The sequence below is a fragment of the Actinomadura meridiana genome, from assembly GCF_039537545.1.
GTDB lineage: Bacteria > Actinomycetota > Actinomycetes > Streptosporangiales > Streptosporangiaceae > Spirillospora > Spirillospora meridiana.
The window spans coordinates 141,638-166,084 of the sequence record NZ_BAABAS010000001.1 but is presented as its reverse complement, the minus strand read 5'-3'; the positions used below and the strand labels follow the sequence as shown (position 1 = coordinate 166,084).

24 protein-coding genes and 1 pseudogene are annotated in these 24,447 nt (G+C 70.2%); 3 read left to right on the top strand and 22 right to left on the bottom strand.

Going from position 1 to position 24,447, the window contains the following annotated elements; genetic code table 11:
• Positions 1–111 precede the first annotated feature (111 nt).
• The 13 genes and pseudogenes from nuoI to ABD808_RS00740 all read right to left on the bottom strand — a co-directional run.
• Positions 112–612, bottom strand: a pseudogene (gene nuoI / locus ABD808_RS00800) (NADH-quinone oxidoreductase subunit NuoI); the annotation flags it as partial.
• Positions 599–1,933, bottom strand: coding sequence for an NADH-quinone oxidoreductase subunit NuoH (gene nuoH, locus ABD808_RS00795; protein ID WP_344887895.1), 1,335 nt, complete (start codon positions 1,931–1,933; stop codon positions 599–601). The gene nuoH and the pseudogene nuoI, both read right to left, overlap by 14 nt.
• On the bottom strand, positions 1,930–4,392 hold the full coding sequence (locus tag ABD808_RS00790) for an NADH-quinone oxidoreductase subunit G (RefSeq protein ID WP_344887892.1): 2,463 nt from the start codon (positions 4,390–4,392) through the stop codon (positions 1,930–1,932). The genes nuoH and ABD808_RS00790 overlap by 4 nt, the downstream gene beginning before the upstream one ends.
• Positions 4,389–5,687, bottom strand: coding sequence for an NADH-quinone oxidoreductase subunit NuoF (nuoF, locus tag ABD808_RS00785; protein ID WP_344887889.1), 1,299 nt, complete (start codon positions 5,685–5,687; stop codon positions 4,389–4,391). Before nuoF ends, ABD808_RS00790 begins: the two co-directional genes overlap by 4 nt.
• Complete coding sequence (gene nuoE / locus ABD808_RS00780; RefSeq protein WP_344887886.1) at positions 5,684–6,463, bottom strand: NADH-quinone oxidoreductase subunit NuoE; 780 nt, start codon at positions 6,461–6,463, stop codon at positions 5,684–5,686. Before nuoE ends, nuoF begins: the two co-directional genes overlap by 4 nt.
• Positions 6,460–7,806, bottom strand: coding sequence for an NADH-quinone oxidoreductase subunit D (locus tag ABD808_RS00775; RefSeq protein WP_344887883.1), 1,347 nt, complete (start codon positions 7,804–7,806; stop codon positions 6,460–6,462). The genes nuoE and ABD808_RS00775 overlap by 4 nt, the downstream gene beginning before the upstream one ends.
• A 250-nt stretch (positions 7,807–8,056) precedes the next feature.
• Entirely contained in the window at positions 8,057–8,803 is a 747-nt protein-coding gene (locus tag ABD808_RS00770; RefSeq protein WP_344887880.1) for an NADH-quinone oxidoreductase subunit C, read from the bottom strand.
• Position 8,804: 1 nt separating this feature from the next.
• Entirely contained in the window at positions 8,805–9,350 is a 546-nt protein-coding gene (locus ABD808_RS00765) for a NuoB/complex I 20 kDa subunit family protein (protein ID WP_344887877.1), read from the bottom strand.
• Positions 9,351–9,710, bottom strand: coding sequence for an NADH-quinone oxidoreductase subunit A (locus ABD808_RS00760; protein WP_344887874.1), 360 nt, complete (start codon positions 9,708–9,710; stop codon positions 9,351–9,353).
• 170 nt (positions 9,711–9,880) lie between these two features.
• A complete protein-coding gene (locus ABD808_RS00755) occupies positions 9,881–11,137 on the bottom strand; it encodes a geranylgeranyl reductase family protein (RefSeq protein WP_344887871.1) in 1,257 nt (418 codons plus the stop codon).
• Between the two features lie 137 nt (positions 11,138–11,274).
• Entirely contained in the window at positions 11,275–11,976 is a 702-nt protein-coding gene (locus tag ABD808_RS00750; protein ID WP_344887868.1) for a demethylmenaquinone methyltransferase, read from the bottom strand.
• Between the two features lie 21 nt (positions 11,977–11,997).
• A complete protein-coding gene (locus ABD808_RS00745) occupies positions 11,998–12,255 on the bottom strand; it encodes a DUF4229 domain-containing protein (RefSeq protein WP_344887865.1) in 258 nt (85 codons plus the stop codon).
• A 19-nt stretch (positions 12,256–12,274) separates the two neighbouring features.
• Positions 12,275–13,258 carry a threonine ammonia-lyase gene (locus tag ABD808_RS00740; protein WP_344887862.1) on the bottom strand — a complete coding sequence of 328 codons (984 nt, stop codon included), beginning with the start codon at positions 13,256–13,258 and terminating at the stop codon, positions 12,275–12,277.
• A gap of 312 nt (positions 13,259–13,570) precedes the next feature.
• Here ABD808_RS00740 and ABD808_RS00735 point away from each other — a divergent pair, with 312 nt between their 5' ends.
• The gene (locus ABD808_RS00735) at positions 13,571–13,774 is read left to right on the top strand and encodes a BldC family transcriptional regulator (protein ID WP_344887859.1); all 204 of its coding nucleotides are present in this window, start codon (positions 13,571–13,573) and stop codon (positions 13,772–13,774) included.
• A gap of 130 nt (positions 13,775–13,904) precedes the next feature.
• Here the strand turns inward: ABD808_RS00735 and ABD808_RS00730 are convergent, their stop codons facing one another.
• The 8 genes from ABD808_RS00730 to ABD808_RS00695 form a co-directional block, all read right to left on the bottom strand.
• The gene (locus ABD808_RS00730; RefSeq protein ID WP_344887856.1) at positions 13,905–14,177 is read right to left on the bottom strand and encodes a hypothetical protein; all 273 of its coding nucleotides are present in this window, start codon (positions 14,175–14,177) and stop codon (positions 13,905–13,907) included.
• A 38-nt stretch (positions 14,178–14,215) separates the two neighbouring features.
• Entirely contained in the window at positions 14,216–15,220 is a 1,005-nt protein-coding gene (locus ABD808_RS00725) for a hypothetical protein (protein WP_344887853.1), read from the bottom strand.
• 127 nt (positions 15,221–15,347) lie between these two features.
• On the bottom strand, positions 15,348–16,373 hold the full coding sequence (gene ccsB / locus ABD808_RS00720; RefSeq protein ID WP_344887850.1) for a c-type cytochrome biogenesis protein CcsB: 1,026 nt from the start codon (positions 16,371–16,373) through the stop codon (positions 15,348–15,350).
• A 15-nt stretch (positions 16,374–16,388) separates the two neighbouring features.
• Complete coding sequence (gene resB / locus ABD808_RS00715; RefSeq protein ID WP_344887847.1) at positions 16,389–18,065, bottom strand: cytochrome c biogenesis protein ResB; 1,677 nt, start codon at positions 18,063–18,065, stop codon at positions 16,389–16,391.
• A 1-nt stretch (position 18,066) separates the two neighbouring features.
• Positions 18,067–18,810 carry a cytochrome c biogenesis CcdA family protein gene (locus ABD808_RS00710; RefSeq protein ID WP_344887843.1) on the bottom strand — a complete coding sequence of 248 codons (744 nt, stop codon included), beginning with the start codon at positions 18,808–18,810 and terminating at the stop codon, positions 18,067–18,069.
• 44 nt (positions 18,811–18,854) lie between these two features.
• Positions 18,855–19,451, bottom strand: coding sequence for a redoxin family protein (locus ABD808_RS00705; protein ID WP_344887839.1), 597 nt, complete (start codon positions 19,449–19,451; stop codon positions 18,855–18,857).
• Positions 19,452–19,516: 65 nt separating this feature from the next.
• Positions 19,517–20,155, bottom strand: coding sequence for a histidine phosphatase family protein (locus ABD808_RS00700; RefSeq protein WP_344887836.1), 639 nt, complete (start codon positions 20,153–20,155; stop codon positions 19,517–19,519).
• Between the two features lie 67 nt (positions 20,156–20,222).
• Positions 20,223–21,149, bottom strand: a complete 927-nt coding sequence (locus ABD808_RS00695) for a LysR family transcriptional regulator (RefSeq protein WP_344887834.1) — start codon at positions 21,147–21,149, stop codon at positions 20,223–20,225.
• 73 nt (positions 21,150–21,222) lie between these two features.
• Between ABD808_RS00695 and ABD808_RS00690 the strand changes: the two genes are divergently transcribed.
• Together ABD808_RS00690 and ABD808_RS00685 are read left to right on the top strand one after the other, a co-directional pair.
• On the top strand, positions 21,223–22,146 hold the full coding sequence (locus ABD808_RS00690) for an EamA family transporter (protein WP_344887831.1): 924 nt from the start codon (positions 21,223–21,225) through the stop codon (positions 22,144–22,146).
• 5 nt (positions 22,147–22,151) lie between these two features.
• Positions 22,152–23,030 (top strand): dihydrodipicolinate synthase family protein, encoded by an 879-nt coding sequence (locus ABD808_RS00685; RefSeq protein ID WP_344887828.1) that lies wholly within the window; start codon positions 22,152–22,154, stop codon positions 23,028–23,030.
• Here the strand turns inward: ABD808_RS00685 and hemL are convergent.
• Complete coding sequence (hemL, locus tag ABD808_RS00680) at positions 23,027–24,322, bottom strand: glutamate-1-semialdehyde 2,1-aminomutase (protein ID WP_344887825.1); 1,296 nt, start codon at positions 24,320–24,322, stop codon at positions 23,027–23,029. The two genes, ABD808_RS00685 and hemL, sit on opposite strands and share 4 nt — an antisense overlap.
• Positions 24,323–24,447 lie beyond the last annotated feature (125 nt).

The window sequence follows — 24,447 nt, the reverse complement described above, 5'->3', positions numbered from 1 at the left end:
GGTCCTGCCGCCCTCTTCGGACGGCACCGTGGGAGCCGAAGGCGCTCCGGGGGGCGTGGGGGGTCGTCCCCCCTCGGACTGCGCGGTGGGCGCCTCGTCCTGCGGCTGGAGTCCGAGGCGGTAGTAGTCCTCCTCGGTGTCGCCGAGCCGCATCTCGTGCGGCGGCGTCTCCATGCCCTCGCGCAGCGGCGCCAGCAGCATCTCCTTGGTGTAGATCAGGCTCTCGCGGCTGTCGTCGGCGAGCTCGTACTCGTTGGTCATCGTGAGCGCCCGCGTCGGGCACGCCTCGATGCACAGCCCGCAGAGGATGCAGCGCAGATAGTTGATCTGGTAGATGCGGCCGTACCGCTCGCCGGGCGAGTACCGCTCGTCGGCGGTGTTGTCGGCGCCCTCGACGAAGATGGCGTCGGCGGGACACGCCCAGGCGCACAGCTCGCAGCCGATGCACTTCTCCAGACCGTCCGGCCACCGGTTGAGCTGGTGCCGCCCGTGGAAGCGCGGGGCGGTGGGCTTCTTCACCTCGGGGTACTGAACGGTCTCGCTCTTGGTGAACATCTGGTGGAACGAGACCCCGAACCCCTTGACCGGGTTCAGGAAATCAGTGAGTCCCACTGGTGACCTCCTCGGGAGGGGTTCTCAACGTGGACGCCCCGGACGGCTTCCCGCCTGTTCCGTGGTAGTGGGGGGCGTCCATGGGCGGTACGGGGAACCCGCCGGCCGCCGGATCGGGCCTGCCGCCCGGGTCCGTCGCGCCGGGCACGATCTCCTTGTCGTCCTCGCCGCCGCGCGCCATCTCCCAGACCAGCGTGGCGACCAGCACCACCGCGGCGGCCACGGCGGCGACGATCACGATCTGCCGCATGTCGTAGCCGTCGTTGCGCAGCGCGCGGATGGTGGCGACCAGCAGGATCCAGCCGAGCGAGAAGGGCATCAGCACCTTCCAGCCGAGCTTCATCAGCTGGTCGTAGCGGACGCGCGGGAGCGTACCGCGCAGCCAGATGAAGAAGAAGATGAACAGGAAGACCTTGACCAGGAACCACAGGATCGGCCACCAGCCGGAGTTGGAGCCCTCCCACACCGTGGAGATCGGCCACGGGGCCCGCCAGCCGCCGAGGAACAGCGTGGTGGCGAGCGCCGACAGCGTCGTCAGGTTGATGTACTCCGCGAGGAAGAACATCGCGAACTTCAGCGACGAGTACTCGGTGTGGAAGCCGCCGACCAGCTCGCCCTCGCCCTCGGGCAGGTCGAACGGGATGCGGTTCGACTCACCCATCATCGTCACCACGTAGACGATGAAGGACGGCAGCAGCAGGATCACGAACCACTTGTCGTCCTGCGCCGCGACGATGTCGGACGTGGACATCGAGCCCGCGAACATGAACACCGCGACGAACGACAGCCCCATCGCGATCTCGTAGGAGATCATCTGCGCGGACGAGCGCAGCCCGCCGAGCAGCGAGTACGGCGACATCGACGACCAGCCGGCCAGCACCACGCCGTAGATGCCCATCGACGACATCGCGAGGACGAGGAGCACCGCCACGGGCAGGTCGGTGAGCTGGAGGGCCGTCTCATGCCCGAAGATCGACACGCGCGGCCCGAACGGGATGATCGCGAACGAGATGAACGCCGGGACCGCCGACATGACCGGCGCCAGGACGAACACGACCTTGTCGACCTGGCGGGGGACGATGTCCTCCTTCAGCGCCAGCTTCACACCGTCGGCGAGGCCCTGGAGCAGGCCGAACGGGCCCGTCCTGTTGGGGCCGACGCGCAGCTGCATCCGGCCGATGACGCGCCGTTCGATCCACATCGTCATCAGCACGGTCACGACGAGGAACGCGAAGACGGCGATCACCTTGCCGCCGATCAGCCACCACGGGTCGTCGCCGAAGCCCTCCAGCGGCGCCGGAGCGGGCGCCGTCGTATTCATTTCACGCCTCCAGCGTTCTCGGTCGCGCGCACGAGCACACCGCTCGCTATCTTCACGACGCCCCCGGCGGTCGCGCCCAGGTCGCGGTGCACCGCGCAGCCCACCGAGTTGGTCGGGAGCCACACCACCCGGTCGGGCAGGTCTTCGGTGATCTCCAGCGGGAGGGTGACCTCGCCGCGCGCCGCCGACACGGTCACCGCGCCGGTCGCGCCGATCTCGGCCGCCGTCGCGGGCGACAGCCGGGCGACCGCGGTCTTGGCCGTGCCCGCGAGGAACGGCTCGCCGTCCTGCATGCGGCCCTGGTCGAGCAGCATGCGCCACGTCGCGAGCAGCGCCTCACCCTGTTCGGGGCGCGGCGGCAGCGGCGGCGCCACGTTCGGGGCCTCCGGACGCTCGCCACGGTGGGCGCCGAGTGCGGTCAGCTCACTGCGGGCCGCGTCCGGGCCCGGCAGGCCGAGATGGACGTCCAGCTCGTCGGCGAGGGCGTCCAGCACCCGCAGGTCGGACATCTTCCCGGCCGCCTTCAACACGATGTCGAACTGGCGGCCACGGCCCTCCCAGTCGACGAACGTGCCGGACTTCTCCGCCACGGCCGCGACCGGGAACACGACGTCGGCGCGGTCGGTGACCGCGCTCGGCCGCTGCTCCAGGCTCACCACGAACGGGGTGGCGTCCAGGGCCCGCAGCATCGCCTCCGGGTCGGCCAGGTCGCCCGGGTCGACGCCGCCGACGAGCAGCGCGCCGCGCCGTCCCGCCGCCGCGGCCGCGACGATGCCGTCGGTGTCCTCGCCGGGGGTGGCGGGCAGCTCGGCGACGCCCCAGCGGCGGGCCACCTCGGCGCGCGCCTCCGGGTCGGTCACCGGACGGCCGATCGGCAGCAGCCCGGGCAGCGCCCCGGCCTCGACCGCGCCGCGTTCCCCGGCCCGGCGCGGCACCCACGCCAGCCTCGCGCCCGTCACCTGCGCGAGCCGCACGGCCGCCGTCAGCGCTCCCGCGCTGGTCGCGAGCCGCTCGCCGAGCAGGATCACTGCGCCGGGCGCCTCCAGGTTCGTCCGGACATCGGCGCGGGCCGCGTCCCCGACGAGGGCGTTGAGCGTCTCGGCCTCCGCGCCGGGGGCCGTCGGCAGCAGCGTCCCGCCGACCTTGCCGAGCCCGCGCGTCGCGAACGGCGCGACGCCGTACACCTTCAGCGCCTTCTTGCGGAACGCCTTGCGGAGCCGCAGGAAGACGATCGGCGACTCCTCCTCCGGCTCGAACCCGGCCAGCAGGACGGCGGGCGCCTTCTCCAGGTCGGTGTAGGACACCTCGATGGAGCGTCCCGCGACGGACGAGGCGAGGAACCGCGTCTCCTCGTCCGACAGCGGGCGGGCCCGGAAGTCGACGTCGTTGGTGCCGAGCGCGATCCGCGCGAACTTGGCGTAGGCGTAGGCGTCCTCAAGGGTGACCCGGCCGCCGGTCAGCACGGCCGCCGAGCCGCGCGCCGCCGCGAGGCCCTCCGCCGCGATGGTGAGCGCCTCCGGCCACGACGCCGGTTCGAGGACGCCGTCCTCGTTCCGGACCAGCGGGTGCGTGAGCCGCTCGGGCCGCGTGGCGTAGGTGAACGCCCAGCGGCCCTTGTCGCAGTTCCACTCCTCGTTGACGTGCGGGTCGTCCCCGGCCAGCCGCCGCGTCACCTTGCCGCGCCGGTGGTCGGTCCGCAGCGCGCAGCCGGACGCGCAGTGCTCGCACACGCTCGGCGTCGACACCAGGTCGAACGGCCGCGACCGGAACCGGTACGCGCTGCCGGTCAGCGCGCCGACCGGGCAGATTTGCACCGTGTTGCCGGAGAAGTACGACTGGAACGGGCGGTCGCCCGCGATGCCGACCTCCTCCTTCGCGCCCCGCTCGAACAGGTCGATGAAGGCGTCGCCCGCGATCTGCTCGGAGAACCGGGTGCAGCGGGTGCACTGGATGCAGCGCTCGCGGTCGAGCAGCACCTGGCTGGACAGCGGGATCGGCTTCGGCCACGTCCGCTTCGTCTCGACGAACCGGGTCTCGCCGCGCCCGTGGGACATCGCCTGGTTCTGGAGGGGGCACTCGCCGCCCTTGTCGCAGACCGGACAGTCCAGCGGGTGGTTGATGAGGAGGAACTCCATGATGCCGTGCTGGGCCTTGTCGGCCACCGGCGAGGTGAGCTGGGTCTTGACGACCATGCCCGGCATCACGGCGGTGGTACAGGACGCCTGCGGCTTCGGCATCCCCCGGCCGTTCCCGGCGTCGGGGATCTCCACCAGGCACTGGCGACAGGCGCCGATCGGGTCGAGCAGCGGGTGCTCGCAGAACCGGGGGATCTGGATGCCGAGCAGCTCGGCGGCCCGGATGATCAGCGTGCCCTTGGGCACCTCGATCTCGAAGCCGTCGATGGTGCAGGCGATCATCTCGATCTTCTCCACCGCCGACTTGTCGTCGGTGACGGTCACTTGGCACCTCCCCAGAGGGTGGACTTGGCCGGGTCGAACGGGCAGCCGCCCTGCTCGAAGTGCTGGAGGTACTCGGCCCTGAACAGCTTGATGGACGACACGACCGGGCTCGTCGCACCGTCGCCGAGGGCGCAGAACGCGCGGCCGAGGATGTTGTCGGAGATGTCGAGGAGCGTCTCCAGATCCTCCTCGGTGCCCTGACCGGCCTCCAGCCGCTTCAGCATCAGCTTGTACCAGTAGGTGCCCTCGCGGCACGGCGTGCACTTGCCGCACGACTCGTGCGCGTAGAACTCCGACCAGCGCAGCACCGCCCGGACGACGCAGGTCGTCTCGTCGAAGATCTGGAGGGCGCGGGTGCCGAGCATCGACCCGGCGGCGCCGACGGACTCGAAGTCCAGCGGGACGTCCAGATGCTCCTCGGTGAAGATCGGCGTGGACGAGCCGCCGGGCGTCCAGAACTTCAGCCGGTGCCCCTCGCGGATGCCGCCCGACATGTCGAGCAGCTCCCGCAGCGTGATGCCGAGCGGCGCCTCGTACTGGCCTGGCCGCGTCACGTGCCCGGACAGCGAGAAGATCCCGAAGCCCTGCGACTTCTCCGTGCCCATCGAGGCGAACCAGTCGGCGCCGTTCCCGACGATCGAGGGAACCGACGCGATCGACTCGACGTTGTTGATGACAGTGGGCCCGCCGTACAGGCCCGCGACCGCGGGGAAGGGGGGCTTCAACCTGGGCTGGCCACGGAACCCTTCGAGGGAGTCCAGCAGCGCCGTCTCCTCGCCGCAGATATAGGCCCCGGCGCCGCTGTGGACGACGACGTCCAGGTCGTACCCGGACCCGAGGATGTCCTTGCCGAGATATCCGGCCTCGTACGCCTCGGCGACCGCCTGGTGCAGCCGCCGGATCACGTGCAGCACCTCGCCGCGCACATAGATGAACGCGGTGTTCGACCTGATCGCGTACGAGCTGATGATGACGCCCTCGACCAGCACGTGCGGGTTGGCCATCATCAGCGGGATGTCCTTGCACGTCCCCGGCTCCGACTCGTCGGCGTTGACGACGAGGTAGCGCGGGTTCGGGCTGGACGGCGGCAGGAAGCCCCACTTCATTCCGGTGGGGAAGCCCGCGCCGCCGCGGCCGCGCAGGCCGGAGTCCTTGACCGTCTGGACGATCGCGTCCGGCTCCATCCGCAGCGCCGTCCGCAGCGCCTTGTAGCCGCCGTCGCGCTCGTAGCCCGCGCGGGTGAACGAGTCGGCCTGGTCCCAGTTCTGGGTGAGGACGGGGGTGAGCGTGGTCACTTGTTCCGTCCCTCCTGGCTGCCGGGCTTCGCGTCACCGGGAATGGGCTTGCCGGGCTCGTGCGGCGGCTCGCTGATCTCCTCCGGCTTCACCGGCTCCTCCGGCCGCGTCCGGTCGACGTCGGTGCGGGGCGCCGTCCAACCGCGTTCCTTGGCGAGCTTCAGGCCGCGCAGCGACTCGGGCCCGGCCTGGACGCCCTCGCGGGCGCGCCCGTCCGGGAACCCGGCGAGCACCCGCGACGCCTCCTTCCACGTGGCCAGGCTTTCCGGGCCGCGCGAGGGGAGCACCCGCTCACCCGAGCGGAGGTCGTCGACGAGCTTCTTGGCCTTCTCGGGAGTCATGTTGTCGAAGAACTCCCAGTTGACCATCATCACCGGCGCGAAGTCGCACGCCGCGTTGCACTCGATGCGCTCCAGGCTGACCCTGCCGTCCGGAGTGGCCTCGTCGTGGCCGACACCGGTGTGCTCGGACAGCTCGTTCCAGATCTGGTCGCCGCCCATCACCGCGCACAGCGTGTTGATGCACACGCCGACGTGGTACTCGCCGACGGGCCGCTGCTTGTACTGCGTGTAGAACGTCACGACGCCCGTCACCTGCGCGGGCGTGATCCCGAGCAGTTCGGCGCAGAACTCGATGCCGTCCTGCGTGACGTGGCCCTCCGCCGACTGCACGAGGTGCAGCAGCGGCAGCAGCGCCGACCTCGGCCGCGGGTACCGGCCGATGATCTCTTTCGCGTCCCGCTCCAGGCGTTCGCGAACGTCGGGTTCGTACGTCATCGGTCCACTCCCCCCATGACCGGGTCGATGCTGGCGACGGCCGCGATGATGTCGGCGATCATGCCGCCCTCCGACATCGCGGGCGCGGCCTGTAGGTTCACAAAGGACGGCTCGCGGAAGTGCACGCGGTACGGGCGGGTGCCGCCGTCGCTGACCACATGCGCGCCGAGTTCGCCGCGCGGCGACTCGATCGGCGCGTACGCCTGGCCCGCCGGGACCCGGAAGCCCTCGGTGACCAGCTTGAAGTGGTGGATCAGCGCCTCCATCGACGTGCCCATGATGTGCGCGATGTGCCGGGGCGAGTTGCCCATGCCGTCCGCGCCGATCGCGAGCTGCGCCGGCCAGCCGATCTTCTTGTCCTCGATCATCACCGGGCCCTTGGCGGTCCGCAACCGGTCCAGGCACTGCTCGACGATCTTGAGCGACTCCTCCATCTCGTCCATCCGGACGAGGTAGCGGCCGTACACGTCGCAGGTGTCCTGCGTCGCGACGTCGAAGTCGTAGGTCTCGTAACCGCAGTAGGGCTGCGACTTGCGCAGGTCCCACGGCAGGCCGGTCGAGCGCAGCACCGGGCCGGTGACGCCGAGCGCCATGCAGCCGGTGAGGTCGAGGTAGGCGATGTCCTTCGTGCGGGCCAGGAACACCGGGTTGGCGTCCATCAGCTTGCGCAGCGCCTGGATCCGCTTCGGCATCCGGTCCAGATAGTCGCGGATCTTGCTGGTGGCGCCGCTCGGCAGGTCCTGCGCGACCCCGCCCGGCCGGACGTAGGCCATGTTCATCCGCAGGCCGGTGATCTCCTCGAACAGGTCGAGCGTGTACTCGCGCTCGATGAACCCGTTCAGCATCACGGTCGTCGCGCCGAGTTCGAGGCCGAACGTGGCGATCGCGACCAGGTGCGAGGAGATCCGGTTCAGCTCCATCATCATCACGCGGATGATCTGGGCCCGCTCGGGCACCTGGTCGGTGATGCCGAGCAGCTTCTCCACGCTCAGGCAGTACGCCGTCTCGTTGAAGATCGGCGCCAGGTAGTCCATCCGGGTGCAGAACGTGGTGCCCTGCGTCCAGGTGCGGTACTCCATGTTCTTCTCGATGCCGGTGTGCAGGTAGCCGATGCCCACCCGGGCCTCGTTCACCGTCTCACCGTCGAGCGTGAGGATCAGCCGGAGCACGCCGTGCGTGGACGGGTGCTGCGGCCCCATGTTGACGACGAGCCGCTCGTCGCCGAGGTCCTCGGCGCCGGACACGACCTTGTCCCAGTCCTGCCCGCCGACGTCGAACACCTTGCCCTCGGCGGCCTCGTCGGCCGCATAGGCGTCGTATTCGGTGTACTTCGTGCTGCTCATCGAGCTGGCGGAACAGCCACTTCGAACTTACTTTCGAAGAAACTGCCCCTCCCTCCCCTCACGCATGTGAAAGAGTTCCAGGCATCGGGCGGCGATACCCAAGCCGCCAGTTTCACCGCCGGGCTGGCGGGCAGAGCCTGTGGAGCGGGCGTAAGACCTCTGGGATTCGTCTTGGGGGCGATCCGCGACGAAGCAGGAAGGTCTCTGGGGCGACCCGGAGAGTCCACCGCCTTCGGGCCGGTGGAGGATGTCAAGTGTACGACCTCCGCTCATCTGGTGGCGGGATCTCCGCACCTCGGTATTCCACGGGGATCCCGCCAAGCGGGTAGTCCTTGCGCTGCGGATGGCCGACCCAGTCGTCGGGCATCTCGATGCGCGTGAGCGCGGGGTGCCCGTCGTAGACGATCCCGAAGAAGTCGTAGGTCTCCCGTTCGTGCCAGTCGCTCGTCGGGTAGACGGGCACCAGCGACGGGACGTGCGGGTCGGCGTCCGGGCAGGTCGTCTCCAGCCGGACGCGCCGGTTGTGCGTGATCGACAGCAGGTGCGTGACCGAGTGCAGCTCGGCGCCCTCGTCCTTCGGGTAGTGCACGCCCGACGTGCCCGAGCACAGCTCGAAGCGGAGGGACGGCTCGTCCCGCATCGTCCGGGCGACCTCAAGCAGGTGCTCGCGCTTGACGAAGAACGTCAGCTCGCCCCGGTCGACCACGACCCGCTCTATCGCGTCACCGAAACCCGGGTAGGTGCGCTCAAGCTCGTCGGCGATCTCGTCGAACTCGCCGGGGTCGGCGGCGCCGCCGGGCCCGCCGTAGGGCCGCGACGCCGACACCTTCGGGCTCTGCCGGATGAGGAGCCCGCCGTAGCCGGACGTGTCGCCGGTCGTCTTCGCGCCGAACATGCCCTTGCGGACGATCGGCTGCTCGCGGCGCTCCTCCTCGGTGTGCGCGGGCAACTGGTCCGCGGCCTGCTCGGCCTTCTGCTCCGGATGCTCGGACGTCATCTCAGGCCCCCTGTCCGAGCAGCGGGAGCTGGCGACGCTTGGCCACTTCCAGCTCGGTGATCTGCTTGGCGCGCTGCGGGCCGAGCTTGGTGTTCTGGATCTTGTCGTGCAGCTTCAGGATCGCGTCCAGGAGCATCTCGGGCCGCGGCGGACAGCCGGGCAGGTAGACGTCCACCGGGACGATGTGGTCCACGCCCTGCACGATCGCGTAGTTGTTGAACATCCCGCCGGACGACGCGCACACGCCCATCGCGATGACCCACTTCGGCTCGGTCATCTGGTCGTAGATCTGCCGCAGCACGGGCGCCATCTTCTGGCTGACCCGGCCGGCCACGATCATCAGGTCGGCCTGCCGGGGCGTCGCCGAGGCGCGCTCCATGCCCCACCGGGAGAAGTCGTGCCGGGGGTCGCCGGTCGCCATCATCTCGATCGCGCAACACGCCAGGCCGAACGTCGCCGGCCACACCGAGCTCTTGCGCGCCCATCCGGCGACCTGCTCGACCGTGGTCAGCAGGAAGCCGCTGGGAAGTTTCTCCTCAAGACCCATTTAGTCCCACTCCAGACCGCCGCGCCGCCAGATGTAGGCGTACGCCACGAGCACGGTGACGATGAAAAGGACCATCTCGACAAGGCCGAACATGCCCATCCGGTCGAATGCGACCGCCCAGGGGTAAAGGAAGATGATCTCAATGTCGAAGACGATGAACAACATCGCCGTCAGGTAGTACTTCACCGGAAAACGTCCGCCGCCCACCGGCTGCGGAGTCGGCTCGATCCCGCATTCGTAGGCGTCCAGACGCGCGCGGTTCCAGCGCTTCGGGCCGGTGAACGAGGCCATCACCACCGAGAACCCGGCGAAACCGAAGGCGAGCACCCCCAGTGCGATGACCGGAATATAGAGATCCATGTCTCTACAGCCTCTCCTCGCGATGTGCGGCGATATACACGTAGGTCCGGGGGGCGTGGGAGGTCGCCCTGCCGCGAGCCGCCGCCACCCTAGCCAAGGCGATCAATAGCACTCCCCTCCAGGGGGTCGGATATTGCACTGTAGTCCGCTCACCTGCGGAAGCTTGCATTTCATGCCGCGGGAGCCACCTTCTGCATCGCGTTGATGACGCGGTCCATCGCGTCCCCGCCCTTGGGATCGGTCAGGTTGGCGAGGAGCTTGAGCGTGAACCGCATCAGCGTCGGGTGCGGCAGTCCGTGCGCGGTGAGGAACTTCATGATCCGCGGGTCGCCGATGGCCTGGACGAACACGCGCGCCAGCGTGAAGTAGCCGCCGTGCTCGTCCTTCAGGATGCGCGGGTACTCGTAGAGCGTGCGTTCGCGCTGCCCGGGGGTGCGGCGCGCGAGCGCCTGCACCATGACGTCGGCGGCCAGCCGCCCGGACTCCAGCGCGTAGTCGATGCCCTCCCCGTTGAACGGATTGATCATGCCGCCCGCGTCGCCGACGAGCAGCATCCCGCGGGTGTAGTGCGGCTGCCGGTTGAAGCCCATCGGCAGCGCCGCGCCACGGATCTTGGAGGTGGCGTGGTCCTCGTCGAACTGCCAGTCGGCGGGCATCTGCGCGCACCAGCGCTTGAGCATCCCCCGGTAGTCGACGTTCTGGAACGCCTTGCTGGTGTTGAGAAGCCCGAGCCCGACGTTGGACGTCCCGTCGCCGACGCCGAAGACCCAGCCGTAGCCGGGCAGGAGGCGCTCGCCGTCCCACAGCTCCAGCCACGCCTCCATGTAGTCGTCGTCGTGGCGCGGGGTCTGGAAGTAGCGGCGGACCGCGACGCCCATCGGACGGTCTTCCCGCCGACGCAGCCCCATGGCGAGGGACAGCCGGGACGAGTTGCCGTCGGCCGCGACGACCAGCGGGGCGTGGAACTCGACCTCCTCGCCCTCGTGGACGGCGGTGACGCCGACGATGCGGTCGGTGCGCTCGTCCAGGATCGGGCCGGTGACGGCGCAGCCCTGGAGCAGCCGGGCGCCCGCCTTCGCGGCGTGCTCGGCGAGGAGCTGGTCGAGGCCGGTGCGCTTGCGGACGAGCCCGAAGTCGGGGAAGCTCGCGAGCTCCGGCCAGGGCAGCTCGACCTTGACGCCGCCGCCGTAGATCCGCAGGCCCCTGTTGCGTCCCCAGCCCGGGTCGGTGACGTCGACGCCCATCCCGATGAGCGCGCGGACGGCGCGCGGGGTGAGGCCGTCGCCGCAGATCTTGTCGCGCGGGAAGGTGGCCTTCTCCAGCAGGAACACCTCAAGGCCGGTCTGCGCCAACCAGTAGGCGGTCGACGCACCGGCGGGGCCTGCCCCGACGACGATCACATCTGCGTGCCGGGCGGAGTCGGTCACGGCGTTTCCTCATTCAGCTCGTTCGCTTGTGAAGTACTTCACAAGGGTCCGACGGGGAGTCTATTCCTTTATCACGACTGGTGCGTACTTCGGGGCCGACCCGGGTTTGGACCGATCCCGATCACCAGCCCCGGGGATCACCCCGGATTGACGGCGTGATGCAGCGCGGCCACACCGAACGTCAGGTCGCGCCAGCGTACGGCGCTCCACCCCGCGTCCTGGACGAGCCGCGCCAGGGCCGCCTGATCCGGCCAGGCAAGTGTCGACTCGGCGAGATAGTGATACGAGCCGGGATTGGAACTCACCCGTCCCAGCAAGGGCAGCCCATACCGTAGGTGCGTCCGGTGCCCGAGCGCCAGCACCGCGTTCGGCGGATGGCTCACCTCGCAGATGACCAGCCGCCCGCCGGGCTTTGCGACGCGCCGCAGTTCGCGCAGGGCGCGTCCGGTGTCGGCGACGTTGCGGAGCCCGAACGAGATCGTCACCGCGTCGAACGAGCCGTCGGCGAAGGGCAGTCGCAGCGCGTCGCCCGCGACGAAGCTCAACCCGTGAACGCCCGCCTGCCGCCGCGTCCCGACGCGCAGCATGCCGAGGGAGAAGTCGCACGCCACGGTCTCGGCGCCCGCCTCGGCGAACGGCACCGACGACGTGCCCGTCCCGGCCGCGAGATCGAGCACGCGCTCGCCCGGCCGCGCCGCGAGCGCCCGGACGACCTCCCGCCGCCACCGCCGGTCCTGCCCGCCGGTCATCAGCGTGTTCAGCAGGTCGTACCGCTCGGCGGTGCCGTCGAACATCGCCGCGACCTCGGCGGGCTTCTTCTCCAGTGACGCGCGGCTCATGGCCCCAGCCTAGACAGGGCGCTAGTCGGCTCGGGGTCGCGCCCCGTCCTCTTTGGTGACGGACTTCTCGAACCGCTCGCGCCCGGCGCGGGCGCCGTGGGCGACGGCGCTGGACATCCGGTCGCGCTGGCCGGACAGCAGGACGTAGCTGACGACGCCGCTGATCAGCAGCGCCAGCAGCAGGAGCAGGAACCCGCGGGCCCCGAACAGTGCCAGCACGCCCGCGGTCACCACGAAGATCGTGAGCCGCGCGCCGGTGTAAAGAACGATGGAACGCATGACTCTTCGAGGGTAATGCCTACCTGAGCACGTCCTGGAGGAGGGTCGGGTCGACGTTGCCGCCGGACAGGATCGAGACGTAGGTGCGGGCCTCGGGGAGTTCGGCGCGGCGGTACAGGAAGGCGGCGGTGGCGACGGCCCCGGCGGGCTCGGCGATGAGGCGGGTCTCGCGGGCGAGGCGGCGCATGGCGAGACGGATCTGGTCCTCGGAGACGGTGACGACCCGGTCGACGTGCGCGCGCATGTGCTCGAACGGGAGGTCGCCGACCCGCTGGACGCGCAGCGCGTCGGCGATGGTGCGGCCCGTCTGGTCGGCGTCCCAGGCGACGGGACGTCCGGCGCTCAGCGATTCGCGGGCGTCGGCGGCCAGCTCCGGTTCGACGCCGACCACCAGGACCTCGGGGCGCAGCGCCTTGACGGCCGCCGCGACCCCCGAGATGAGGCCGCCGCCGCCGACCGGGACGAGGACGACGTCCACGTCCGGGCGATCCTGGACGATCTCCAGCCCCGCCGTGCCCTGCCCCGCGATGACGCGGGCGTCGTCGTAGGGCGGCACCAGCGTGAAGCCGTGCGCGGCGGCGAGCCGGTCGGCCGTCTCGGCGCGCGCCTGCGAGGTCGGCTCCACGTACACGACCTCGGCGCCGAGCGCGGTGCAGGCGTCCACCTTCACCTTCGGGGCGGTGTGCGGCATGACCAGCACGGCCTTGATGCCGAGGGCGCGGGCCGCGTAGGCGACGGCCTGCGCGTGGTTGCCGCTGGAGTGGGTGACGACGCCGCGCTCGCGCTCCTCGGGTTCGAGGGACGAGATCGTCGAGTAGGCGCCGCGGATCTTGAAGGCGCCGATCGGCTGCAACGACTCGGCCTTCACGAACAGCGCGGGCTCGCGGTCGGTCGGCGTGGCCGCGGGGTCGCGGCGGAAGGGGACGAGGGGCGTCCGGACGGCGACGCCCGCGACGCGTTCGGCGGCCCGCTCGATCTCCGGGAGCGACACAAGATCGGACATGATCACGAGACTACTGGGGCCCCGGACCAGCCGTGGCCGAGACGTGGACCGGCCCCGGCGAAGGCCCGATCCAAGCCCGATCCAAGCCCAATCCCGGGCCGATCCGGACGCGCTCCGAACCCGACCCGTCGGGTCATATTGGGATCAAAGGGAGGCTCGCTCCGCATGCTCCGCGCACCGAGTGTGATTCGACCTGATGTCTCGATTACGCTGTGTGATCTTTTTCCAAACATAGGGAGAAATCGGTCGTGACCCGCCACACTGTTAAACAGTCCACCCGCGCCGAGAGCGGGACAAAGGGGGAGAGAAAACGTGGAAAGCACGAGCGAGCGCCTGCTGACCCCGGGAGAGGTCGCCGCCCTCTTCAGGGTCGACCCGAAGACGGTGACCAGGTGGGCCGCCGCGGGTCGGATCAGCAGCATCCGCACACCGGGTGGCCACCGGCGCTTTCGCGAGTCAGAGGTGCACGCGCTGCTGCGCGGCGAGGAGCCGATCGCCGAACATTCGGCGCGCTGATCCGGTTCCGCATATCCGGCCCTGCCGCCCGGACCGCCGCGTGAGGTAGTCCTTCGGGGGAAGTTCCTCGCCCGGGCGGCCGGGGCCGCTTCCATTTTCGAGATCATTTTCCGGGCTCGCCGTTTCGGGCTCAGTCGGCGTTCTCCCCGGCGCCGTCCGCCCGCCACTCCTCGAACCGGCGGAGCAGGTCCGCGTCGCCCTCCCGCCATTCCCGCCGCCGGTCCGCCAGTTCCTCCTCGGTCAGGGACTCCCGCAGCAGCCGGTCGTAGTCGGGGTCGCCGGGCTTGATCTCCACGTAGGCGTCGGCGATGATCCGGGTCCTGGGCGCCGTGGAGTCCCCGTCTTCGTCGAGGACGCTGTGCGGTACCCGGAGCGTGCCGTCGGGAAGCCGGATCACGTACATCGTCGATCACCCTCGCGATTCACTGCCATCACGGCGTCCTAGATCCCGTACCTGCGGTTGAAGAAGAGCATGACCTCCAAGGCCATCCGAATGTTGCCGGCGAGCATATCGACGAGGGCCGGACGCTGCCGGGACGAAATGGCGGCGAACGCGTCCGCGAAGAACTCGCGGCGGCCGAGCGTACCGGGCTGGCGGTGGAAGGCGCTCGCGAGATGCGGCAGGCATTCGGCGTAGAGCCGCTCGAAGGCGGGGCTGTCGGACGTCCACTCGCCGTCGTCGCCGTCGATGTCGTCGAGCGCGTGCCCGACCTCGTGCAGCATCACGTCCGGGGTCGGCGACGGCCGGTCCCCGACGACGATCTTGTGGTCGCCGTAGGCCCCGGCGCAGATGTCCCAGGTGGCGCGGCCCGACGGCAGCGGCCGGTCGCGCAGATGGCCCATGTCGTCCAACTGCGGGACGCCGCCGGGCCCGACATAGATGCCGTCGAGACCGGACGCGAGCTTCTCCTTCAGCCCCGACGGGAGCGCCGCCAGGCTGTCGACGGCCGCGATGACCTCGGCGCTCGGCGGGCCGTCGCGGACGTCCCACTGCCGGTACAGGACGCTCTCCAGCACACCGCAGTTGCGGCGGCCGTCGGCGACGTGCGGGACGCCCGGCGGGTACGGCTCGACGCGGAGACGGTCGTCCTCCAGCTCGAAGTCGCTCCACGAGTAGTCGCCCGGCCGCGGCCTGGCCCGCCTGCGCCGCCCGAACCTGCTGGAGAGGACGCCCGCCGCGTCGCCGCCGTCACCGGCGGCGCCGTCAACGCCGTCCACCCCGCCGGGGCCGAGCGCGAAGTCGTCGTCGCGTCCCGCCTTGCGGAACCGGCCGAACCGGTCGCGCGGCTGGTTGCTGCGCGGGCGGACCTGCCCCGAGTCGGGCGGCGACGGGGAGTACGCCGCGGGATCGTCGCGGATCGGGCCGTCCCCGCGGAACCGCGCGCCGCGGAGCGACTCCCGGTTCCACAGCTCCCGGGGCTTGCGATGAACGCCTTTGAAGCGCATCGGGCTCCTCTGTCAACGGGACCCGCGGGGGTTCGAGCGGCGACCGCCGCAGGATCGGGTCCCGGACGGAAGCGTAAGCCGGAACCCGACATTCCGTCATCCAGGGAAGTCACGAAAACGGAAAATCTCAGGCGTAGGAGTGCAGCCCCGAGAACATGTAGTTGACGCCGAAGAAGTTGAACATCAGCGCGGCGAACGCCACCAGCGACAGGATCGCGGCCTTGCGGCCCTTCCAGCCCGCCGTGGCGCGCGCGTGCAGGTAGGCGGCGTAGATGATCCAGGTGACGAAGGACCAGACCTCCTTGGGGTCCCAGCCCCAGTAGCGGCCCCACGCCTGGTCGGCCCAGATCGCGCCCATGATGATCGCGGCCGTCCAGATCGGGAACGCGAACATCGTGACGCGCATCGCGAGCCGGTCGAGGTTCTCCGCCGACGGGACGCGCTCCAGCATGCCGCTGAAACGGACGGCGCCCTTGGACTCCTCGCGGGCCTTCAGGAGGTAGAGGATCGTGGCGGCGCCCGCGACGGTGAACGAGCCCGTCGCGGTGATCGCGGCGGTCACGTGGATGGCGATCCAGTACGAGTTCAGCGCCGGGGAGACCGGGCCCACCGAGTCGTACAGCCAGATGTTGGCGACGCCCAGTGCGATGACGGCGGCGAACATGACGGGCGCGCCGAGGAAGCGCGCCTTGTACCGGATCATCACGACCATGAAGGCGGCGACGGCGGCGAACGAGATCGCGGTGAGGAACTCGTACATGTTGCCCCACGGCCACCGATCGGCGGACAGCCCGCGGGTCACCAGGACGCCGAGGTGCGCGCCGAGGCCCAGCACGTTCAGGAACACCGCGAGACGCGCCCAGTCGACCTGGGGCCGCTCCTCGTCGGCTTCCTCGCCCGCGTCGGCCTCGGAGGCTTCGGCGGTGGACGCGGCGTCGACGTCCGCGGCGCCACCGGCGCCGACCAGGACCTTGGCCTCCGCCTTCTCCAGTACCGCCTTCTCTTCGACGGACGCCTTGGCGACGGCTGCCGTGGCGACGCCCCGGCGGCCGAAGCCCATGTCGGCGGCGTAGGCGACAAGCGCGACGATGTACATCACCACGGTCGTCAGCATGAGCTTGTCGCTCAGGTTCGCGAGGTCGGCGCTGCTCACCGGTTGCTCACCTCGTCACTCCTTCGATTCGGTCGCCGGCCCGGACTCCGGGTCGGCGGCGGATTCGCCCTCGCCGGGCTCCTCACGGGGTTCGGGCTCCGGACCGCGCAACGCGGTCACGATGTCGTCGAACTCCGAGGTCGGATTCCCCAGCGTGAGACCGCCGACCTCGACAACCGTACGCCCGCCCTCTGCGGCGCTCGCACGGACCCACACCCTGCGCCGTCGCACCATGAACGAGGCCGCCACGCCCGCCACCGCGAGGATGGCCGCGACGAGCGCGGGGAACCGTCCGGGGTCATGGTTCACCGACAGGGTCGCGTACTCCTTGAGCCCGTCGAACGTGATCGAACCAGTGCCGCCGGGCAGCGTGAACGTCTCGCCCGGCTCCAGCAGTTTCTGGCCGTTCTTGACGGGCTGGAGCGTCTTGCCGATGCCCTCCAGCTTGTACACCGACTGCGGGGTGCCGGAGTCGATGCCGATGTCGCCCTTGAACGACGTGATCGTGATGACGGGACGCAGCGGTGCCGGGAACGCCGACACGATCTGCTTGCCGTCCTGGCTGGCCATCGCGGTCGGCCAGAGGATCGCGTAGAAGGCGAGCTGGTCGGGTTCGGCGTCGGGGACCTTGATGACGCCCTCGGACGTCAGGTTGCGCGGCTCCATCTCCAGGAACGGCACCGAGTCGTGGAAGGCGACGTTGCCCTTGGCGTCCCGGACGGTGAACACCGGCGCGTACCCGTGGCCGAGCAGGTACACCTTCGCGCCGCCGACCTTCAGCGGATGGTTGATCTGGAGGTCGTACCGGGTGTCCTTGCCGTTCGGCGTGGCCCGGTAGCGGAGGGCGGCGTTGAACTCGGTGGCCTGCCCGCGCTTGTCGCCCTTGGTCTCGTACTCGGCCTTGAAGTCGTCGAGGCTGACGGTGAACGGGGCCAGCTCGCCGTCGTTGAACGCGCGTCCCGGGGTGAACTGGTCGTACTGGCTGAGCGAGTTCGCGAACGTCTTGCCCTCGGTCAGCAGCACGTTGCCCCGGTACCCGAACAGGTTGCCGAAGCCGAGCGCGAACAGCAGCGCGAGCAGCGCCAGGTGGAACAGCAGGTTGCCGGTCTCGCCGAGGTAGCCCTTCTCGGCGGCCGCGGCGCCGCCCGACACGTCCACCCGGAACCGCCGCCCGCGCAGGACCTTGCGGGCCTCGGCGAGGACGTCGTCCGGGGACGTGTCCGTCTCGAACTTCGCGGACTGCGGCAGCCGACCCAGGTTGCGGGGCGCCGCCGGAGGGCGGGCCCGCATCGACTTGTAGTGCTGCACCCCGCGCGGGATGACGCACCCGGCCAGCGAGACGAACAGCAGGATGTAGATCGCCGCGAACCACGGCGCGGCGAACACGTCGAACATGGAGAACTTGTCGAGCCACGGCCCGATGGTCCTGTGGTCGGCCAGGTAGGCGGCGACCTTCTCCGGCGCCTGCCCCTCCTGCGGCAGCACTGACCCGGGCACCGCGCCGAGCGCCACCAGGAACAGCAGGATCAGCGCGGTGCGCATCGTGGTGAGCTGCCGCCAGCCCCACCGCAGCCAGCCGATGGGGCCGATGCCCTTCGGGCGCGGCACCTCCTTCGGCGCCTGCCGCGCGGCGGGGGTCAGGGTCGCCGCGTCGGCGCCCGATTCCGTGGCGTCGTGCCTGGTCTCAGTCATCTCAAATCACCGGTTCGAAGCCGCTGATCCACGACCTCAGCTCGATGGTCAGGTCGTCCCACAGCCCGCTCGCCAGCAGCACGCCGATGAGGACGAGCATGCCACCGCCGATCCGCATGACCAGGGGATAGTGGCGTTTCACGGCGCCGAACGCGCCGAGCGCGTGCCGGTAGCCGACCGCCGCCGCCACGAAGGGCAGCCCGAGCCCCGCGCAGTACGCGAGCGAAAGCAGCGCGCCGCGTCCGGCGCTGGCCTCGGTGACCGCGAGGCCCTGCACCGCGCCGAGGGTCGGCCCGATGCACGGCGTCCAGCCGAGCCCGAACAGGACGCCGAGCAGCGGCGCGCCCGCGAGGCCCGCGGCGGGCAGCCGCCCCGACTTCATCGTCCGCTGCAACCCGGGGATGAAGCCCATGAACGCGAGGCCGAACACGATCGTGATGACGCCCAGGGTCCGGGTGATCGGGTCCTGGTACTCCAGCAGCCAACGGCCGAGCCCGCCGAAGATCACGCCGTAGCTGACGAACACGACGCTGAACCCGGCGACGAACAGCACGGCGCCCGCCAGGAGCCGTCCGCGCCGCTGCTGAGCGAGGTCGACGCCGGTCATGCCCGTCACGTACGACAGGTAGCCCGGCACCAGCGGCAGGACGCACGGCGAGGCGAACGAGACGAGCCCGGCGAGCGCCGCCAGCGGCGCCGCCGCCACGAGCGACCCGCTGACCACCGTCTCGGTGACCGTGCTCATACGCCTGTGCTCATACGTCTGTTCTCATGCGTGTGCCCACCGGCTCATTTCTCGGAGCTGACCTTGGCGACCAGCGGGTTCAGCGTGGAGAACGTCGTCGCGCCGATGATCCGGGCGGCGACGCGACCCTGCCGGTCCAGGATGAGCGTGCTCGGGATCGCGCTCGGCGGCACCTCCCGGAACGCCAGCGTGACCTGCCCGTTCGCGTCGAACATGCTCGGGTAGGTGACCTTGGACTTGCGCTCGAAGGCCTGCGCGTTCGCCTTGGAGTCCTTGAAGTTGACGCCGAGGAACTCGACGCCCTTGGCCTTGTTCTGGTCGTACACGTGCAGGAGGGACGGCGTCTCGCCGCGGCAGGGCGGGCACCACGACGCCCAGAAGTTGACGACGACGACCTTGCCCTTGTAGCCCGCCAGCGTGAGCGGCCTGCCGTCCAGACCGTCGCCGTGGACGTCCTTGAGCGCCTTGCGGTCGGCGGGCTTGTACTCCGTCACGTTGCCGTCGCCGGAGATGTACCGCGTGTCGTCGCCCTGCCCGTTCTCGGAGGCGCTGGTCCCGGCGCACCCGGCCAGCACCCCGCAGAGCGCGACGGCGACCCCGACGGCCAGCGGGGCGCGCCGCGGGGAGACTCGGGGGCTCAACGGTCCCTCCTACTTTGCGGAACAAGTGCTACTACGAGACGTAGTACACAAACCTAGTGGTGCGGTCAGGCACCCGCGACACTGGGGCCCTTCGCGATATCGGAGGCGGGCTCGCAGTAGGCGACGTCGGTCAGCCGGTCGCCCTCGAACGTGAGGGACGTCAGGCTCGCCAGTCCGCACTCGCGCCGCTTCGGGTGATGCCAGAGACGGCGGTGCTGGGCGTGCAGCCGCAGCACCCAGATCGGCAGCTGGTGGCTGACGCACACGGCCTCGTGGCCCCGCGCCGCGTTCCGCGCCCTGATCACGGCGGCGCGCATCCGGGCGGCGAGCTCCTTGTAGGGCTCGCCCCAGGACGGCCGCAGCGGGTTGACCAGGTGCCGCCAGTGCTCGGGACGGCGCAGCGACCCCGCCCCCGCCCCGAACGTCAGGCCCTCGAAATGGTTCTCGGCCTCGATCAACCGGTCGTCCACCGTCACCGGAAGGTCGAACGTGTCGGCCAGCGGCGCGGCCGTCTCCAGCGCCCGCTGCATCGGCGAGGACAGGATGACGGTCACGTCCCGCTCGGAGAACCATTTCGCGGCGGCCTTCGCCATGAGGGCGCCGTCCTCGCTGAGGCGGTAGCCGGGCAGCCGCCCGTAGAGGACCCCGTCGGGATTGTGCACCTCACCGTGCCGCAGCAGGTGAACGATCGTTGTCTCGGTCATCACACGCCAGATTACCTATGCCCCTACCTCGCTCCGTCCACCGCCCGTGCCCTTGTGGCAGGAGGTGTCAACTTGGGACGAGCGTCACGGCGGGCACGTCGGCGGGGACGGCGCCGCGCAGGGCCCTGATGGCGGCGCGGATGGCGGGACGGCGGGCCGCCTCCTCACGCCAGATCGCGTACACGCGGCGCGACAGCGGCGCCGCCAGCGGGACGACCGCCACGCCCGGCGGGACGTCGCAGCGTCCGAGCCGCGGCAGGATCGCGTTGCCGAGCCCGGCCGCGACGAGGGAGAGCTGCGTGGCGAACTCGTAGGCCATGTGGGCCATCTTCGGTTCGGCGTCGACGGAGCGCAGGGTCCGCAGGAGCCAGCCGCAGCAGATGCTGTCGGGCGAGGAGCTGATCCACGCGTCGCCCGCCAGCTCCTTCAGGTCGACCGAGTCGCGCCCGGCGAGCGGGTGAGCCTCCGGCAGCGCGACGTCGGCGACGTCGTCGCAGATCACGCCCTTGTGCAGGCCGTCGGGCAGCGGCAGCGGCTCGTTGTTCCAGTCCTGGACGACGGCCAGGTCATAGTCGCCGCGCAGGACGAGCGGCAGGCTGCGCAGCGGGTCCTCCTCGACGAGCTGGACGTGCAGGTCGGGATGGTCGGCGCGCAGGGCGCACAGCGCGCCGGGCAGCAGCCCGCGGGCCGCCGTGGGGAACGCCGCGACGGCGAGCTGCCCGACGACGGACCCGCGGTGCGCCTCCAGGTCGGCCTGCGCCTGCTCGACGAGCGACAGGATCCGCTCGGCGTGCGTGACGAGGAGTTCGGCGGCGTCGGTGAGCCGGACGCCGCGCCCGTTGCGTTCCAGGAGCTTCTGGCCGGTCTCCCGCTCCAGCTTCGCGAGCTGCTGCGACACGGCGGACGTCGTCACGTGCAGCACGTCGGCGGCGGCGCTGACCGAGCCATAGGTCGCGACCGAGTGCAGGGCGCGCAGCCGTTCCAGATCTAGCATGAAGCGATTCTAAATCGATATGTCAAGAATTTCTCGCTTGCCCTAAAGTGAGGGTTTACTTGACGATCGGTCTATGAGATCCCGCCACGTCCTGCTGGCCACCCTGGTCGCCGCGCTGTGGGGCTTCAACTTCGTCCCCATCCACCGGGTGCTGGAGGACGTCTCGCCGCTGCTGACCGCCGCCCTGCGGTTCGTGCTGGCGGCGGTGCCCGCGGTGTTCCTCGTCCGGCGGCCGCCCGTCCCGGCGCGCTGGCTCGTCCTCGTCGGCGTGCCGCTCGGCGTGGGGCAGTTCGGCCTGCTGTTCATCGCCATGGACATGGGGATGCCCGCCGGCCTGGCGTCGGTCGTGCTCCAGATCCAGGCGATCTTCACGGCGCTGTTCGCGGGCGTGCTGCTGCGCGAAAGGCTCGACGTCCGGCAGGTCACGGGCATGGCGGTCGCCTTCGGCGGCGTGACGCTGCTCGGCGTGGCCCAGGCCGAGGGCGGGAGCCCCGTCGGCGCGTTCCTCGTCTGCCTGCTCGCCGCCGCGAGCTGGGGCCTGGCCAACGTCGCCATGCGGCGGATGAACCAGGCGGCCACCGGCCCCATCGACCCCCTGGGCCTCATGGTCTGGGTGTCGCTGGTGCCGCCGCTCCCCCTGCTCACCCTCTCCCTGATCTTCGAGGGGCCGGGAGCCATTCCGGACGCTGCGCGCCATATATCCGTGGCGGGGTTCGCGTCCCTGGCATTCATCGCCTACGTCTCCACACTGTTCGGGTTCGGCGTGTGGGGCTGGCTGATGCGTCGCTACGAGGCCAGCACCGTCGCGATGTACTCGCTGCTCGTCCCGCCGTTCGGGCTCCTGTCGGCGGGGCTGCTGTTGGACGAGCACGTGGACGCCGTCCGGGTCGTCGGGGCGGTGCTGATCATCGCCGGGGTCGCGGCGGGGAGCGTCCGTCCACGGAAACGGCACGAGATCGTCCCCACGCCCGAACCGGAACCCGTCGAGACAAGGTGACACCCATGCGCGGAATGCACGCTTCACTCGTCACACCGTTCACCCACTCCGGCGAGGTGGACACCAAGTCGCTCGAACGTCTGGCCACCCACTGCCTGGACGGCGGCGTGGACGGCCTGGTCGCGCTGGGCACGACTGGCGAAGCGGCCCTCCTGACCCCCGCCGAGCAGCGCACGGTGCTGGAGGTGTGCCGCGCCGTCTCCATCGAACGCGGAACACCACTGATCGTGGGCGCCGGGACGATGGGCACCGAGGACTCGATCCGGCAGGCCCGCGAACGCGCCCCTTTGGCGGACGCGCTGCTGGTCGTCGTGCCGTACTACCTGCGTCCTTCCGATGAGGGGGTCGTCGACCACTTCGCGGCCATCGGCGCGGCGGTGGACGTCCCGCTCATCCCGTACGCGATCCCGTACCGGACGGGAAAGCACCTCCCCGCCGACACCCTCCTCAAGATCCTCGCGCTCGACTGCGTCACCGGAATGAAGTACTGCCCCGGCACCCTCGACCACGACGCCCTGGCCGTCCTGGCCGCCGCCCCAGCCAAGGCGATCCTGTGCGGAGACGACGCGTACATCTACCCGATGCTCCAACTGGGTGCAGCAGGAGGCGTCGCCGCATCGGCCTGCCTGGCACCCACCGCCTACGCCACCCTTTCGACCGCGACCCGCGACGGCAACGCACCCCGCGCCCTGGCCCTCCACAACGCGCTACTCCCGCTGGCGGAGGCCCTCTTCGCAGAACCGGCCCCAAGCGTCCTCAAGGCATGCCTGGCCGAGGAGGGCCTGATCGACGACCCGACAGTGCGCGCCCCACTCCACGCACCGCACCCTGGCTCAACCGCAACAGCCCTGAAGGCGTTCAGCGCCCTCCAAAACGTCCTCTAAGCGACCGCCCGGGCAGCGGCCTGGGCAGCATGCGGAAGGGCCTCCAGAACACGCCCCAGAGCCTCCTCATCATGCGCCGCCGACAGGAACCACACCTCATACGCGGACGGCGGCAGATACACACCACGCTCCAACGCGGCATGGAAGAACGCCGCATACGCCTGGACGTTTTGCCGCTGCGCCGCCGCGAAATCCCCCACCGGCCCATCGGTGAAGAAGACCGAGAACAGGTTCCCAGCGTTCTGCGCCAGGTGCGGGACGCCCGCACGCGCCAACTCGTCCGACGCCGCCTTCGCCACAAGCTCCGCCGACCGATCAATGGCCGCGTAGACCTCAGGGGTTGCGTTCCGCAGCGTCGCGAGCCCAGCAGCCGTAGCGAGCGGATTCCCCGACAGCGTCCCCGCCTGATACACGGGCCCAGCCGGAGCAAGCTGACCCATGATGTCGGCCCGCCCCCCGAACGCCGCAGCGGGCAACCCTCCCCCCATCACCTTCCCAAAGGTCATCAGGTCACCGGCCACACCCTCGATCCCGAACCACCCAGACCTGGACGCCCGAAACCCGGTGAGCACCTCGTCCACCACCAACAACGCCCCATACCGCTCACACAACCGCTTAAGCAGCGCGTTGAACCCCTCCAACGGCGGCACCACACCCATATTGCAAGGCACGGCCTCGGTAATGACACACGCGATGTCAGTCCCGTGCTCATCGAACACGGTCTCCACCGCAGCGACGTCGTTGTACGTAAGGATCAGCGTGTCCCCGGTCGTCGCCCCAGTAACACCAGGCGTGTCAGGCAGCCCGAACGTCGCGACCCCCGACCCCGCCGCCACGAGCAGCGAGTCCACATGCCCGTGGTAGCAGCCCGCGAACTTCACGACCTTGCTGCGCCCGGTGAACCCACGCGCCAGCCGGATCGCCGACATCGTCGCCTCGGTCCCCGAGTTGACGAGCCGCACCCGATCCACCGGCGTCCGCGCGATGATCTCCTCCGCCAGCTCGACCTCCCCAGGCGTCGGCGCCCCATAGGACGTGCCGCGCCCTGCCGCGTCCCGCACCGCCTCCACGACGGCCGGATGCGCGTGCCCCAGGATCATCGGCCCCCACGAGCACACCAGATCGACGTACTCGTTCCCGTCCGCGTCCGTCAGATAGGGCCCCCGCGCCGACGCCATGAACCGCGGCGTCCCCCCAACGGCCCCGAACGCCCGAACCGGCGAGTTCACACCCCCCGGCACGACCTCGACCGCCCGCTCGAACCACTGCTGAGAAAGATCGATACCAGTCACCGGTTCAGTCTCTCAGTTGCAGTTCGGCGACTTGCCTTGACCTGGGGCGGTACGGGCCGATATTCCACCAAGTACGACATTGGCGCCTTGTCGCAGCCTGCGGTCTCACGGCGCCCCGACCTCAC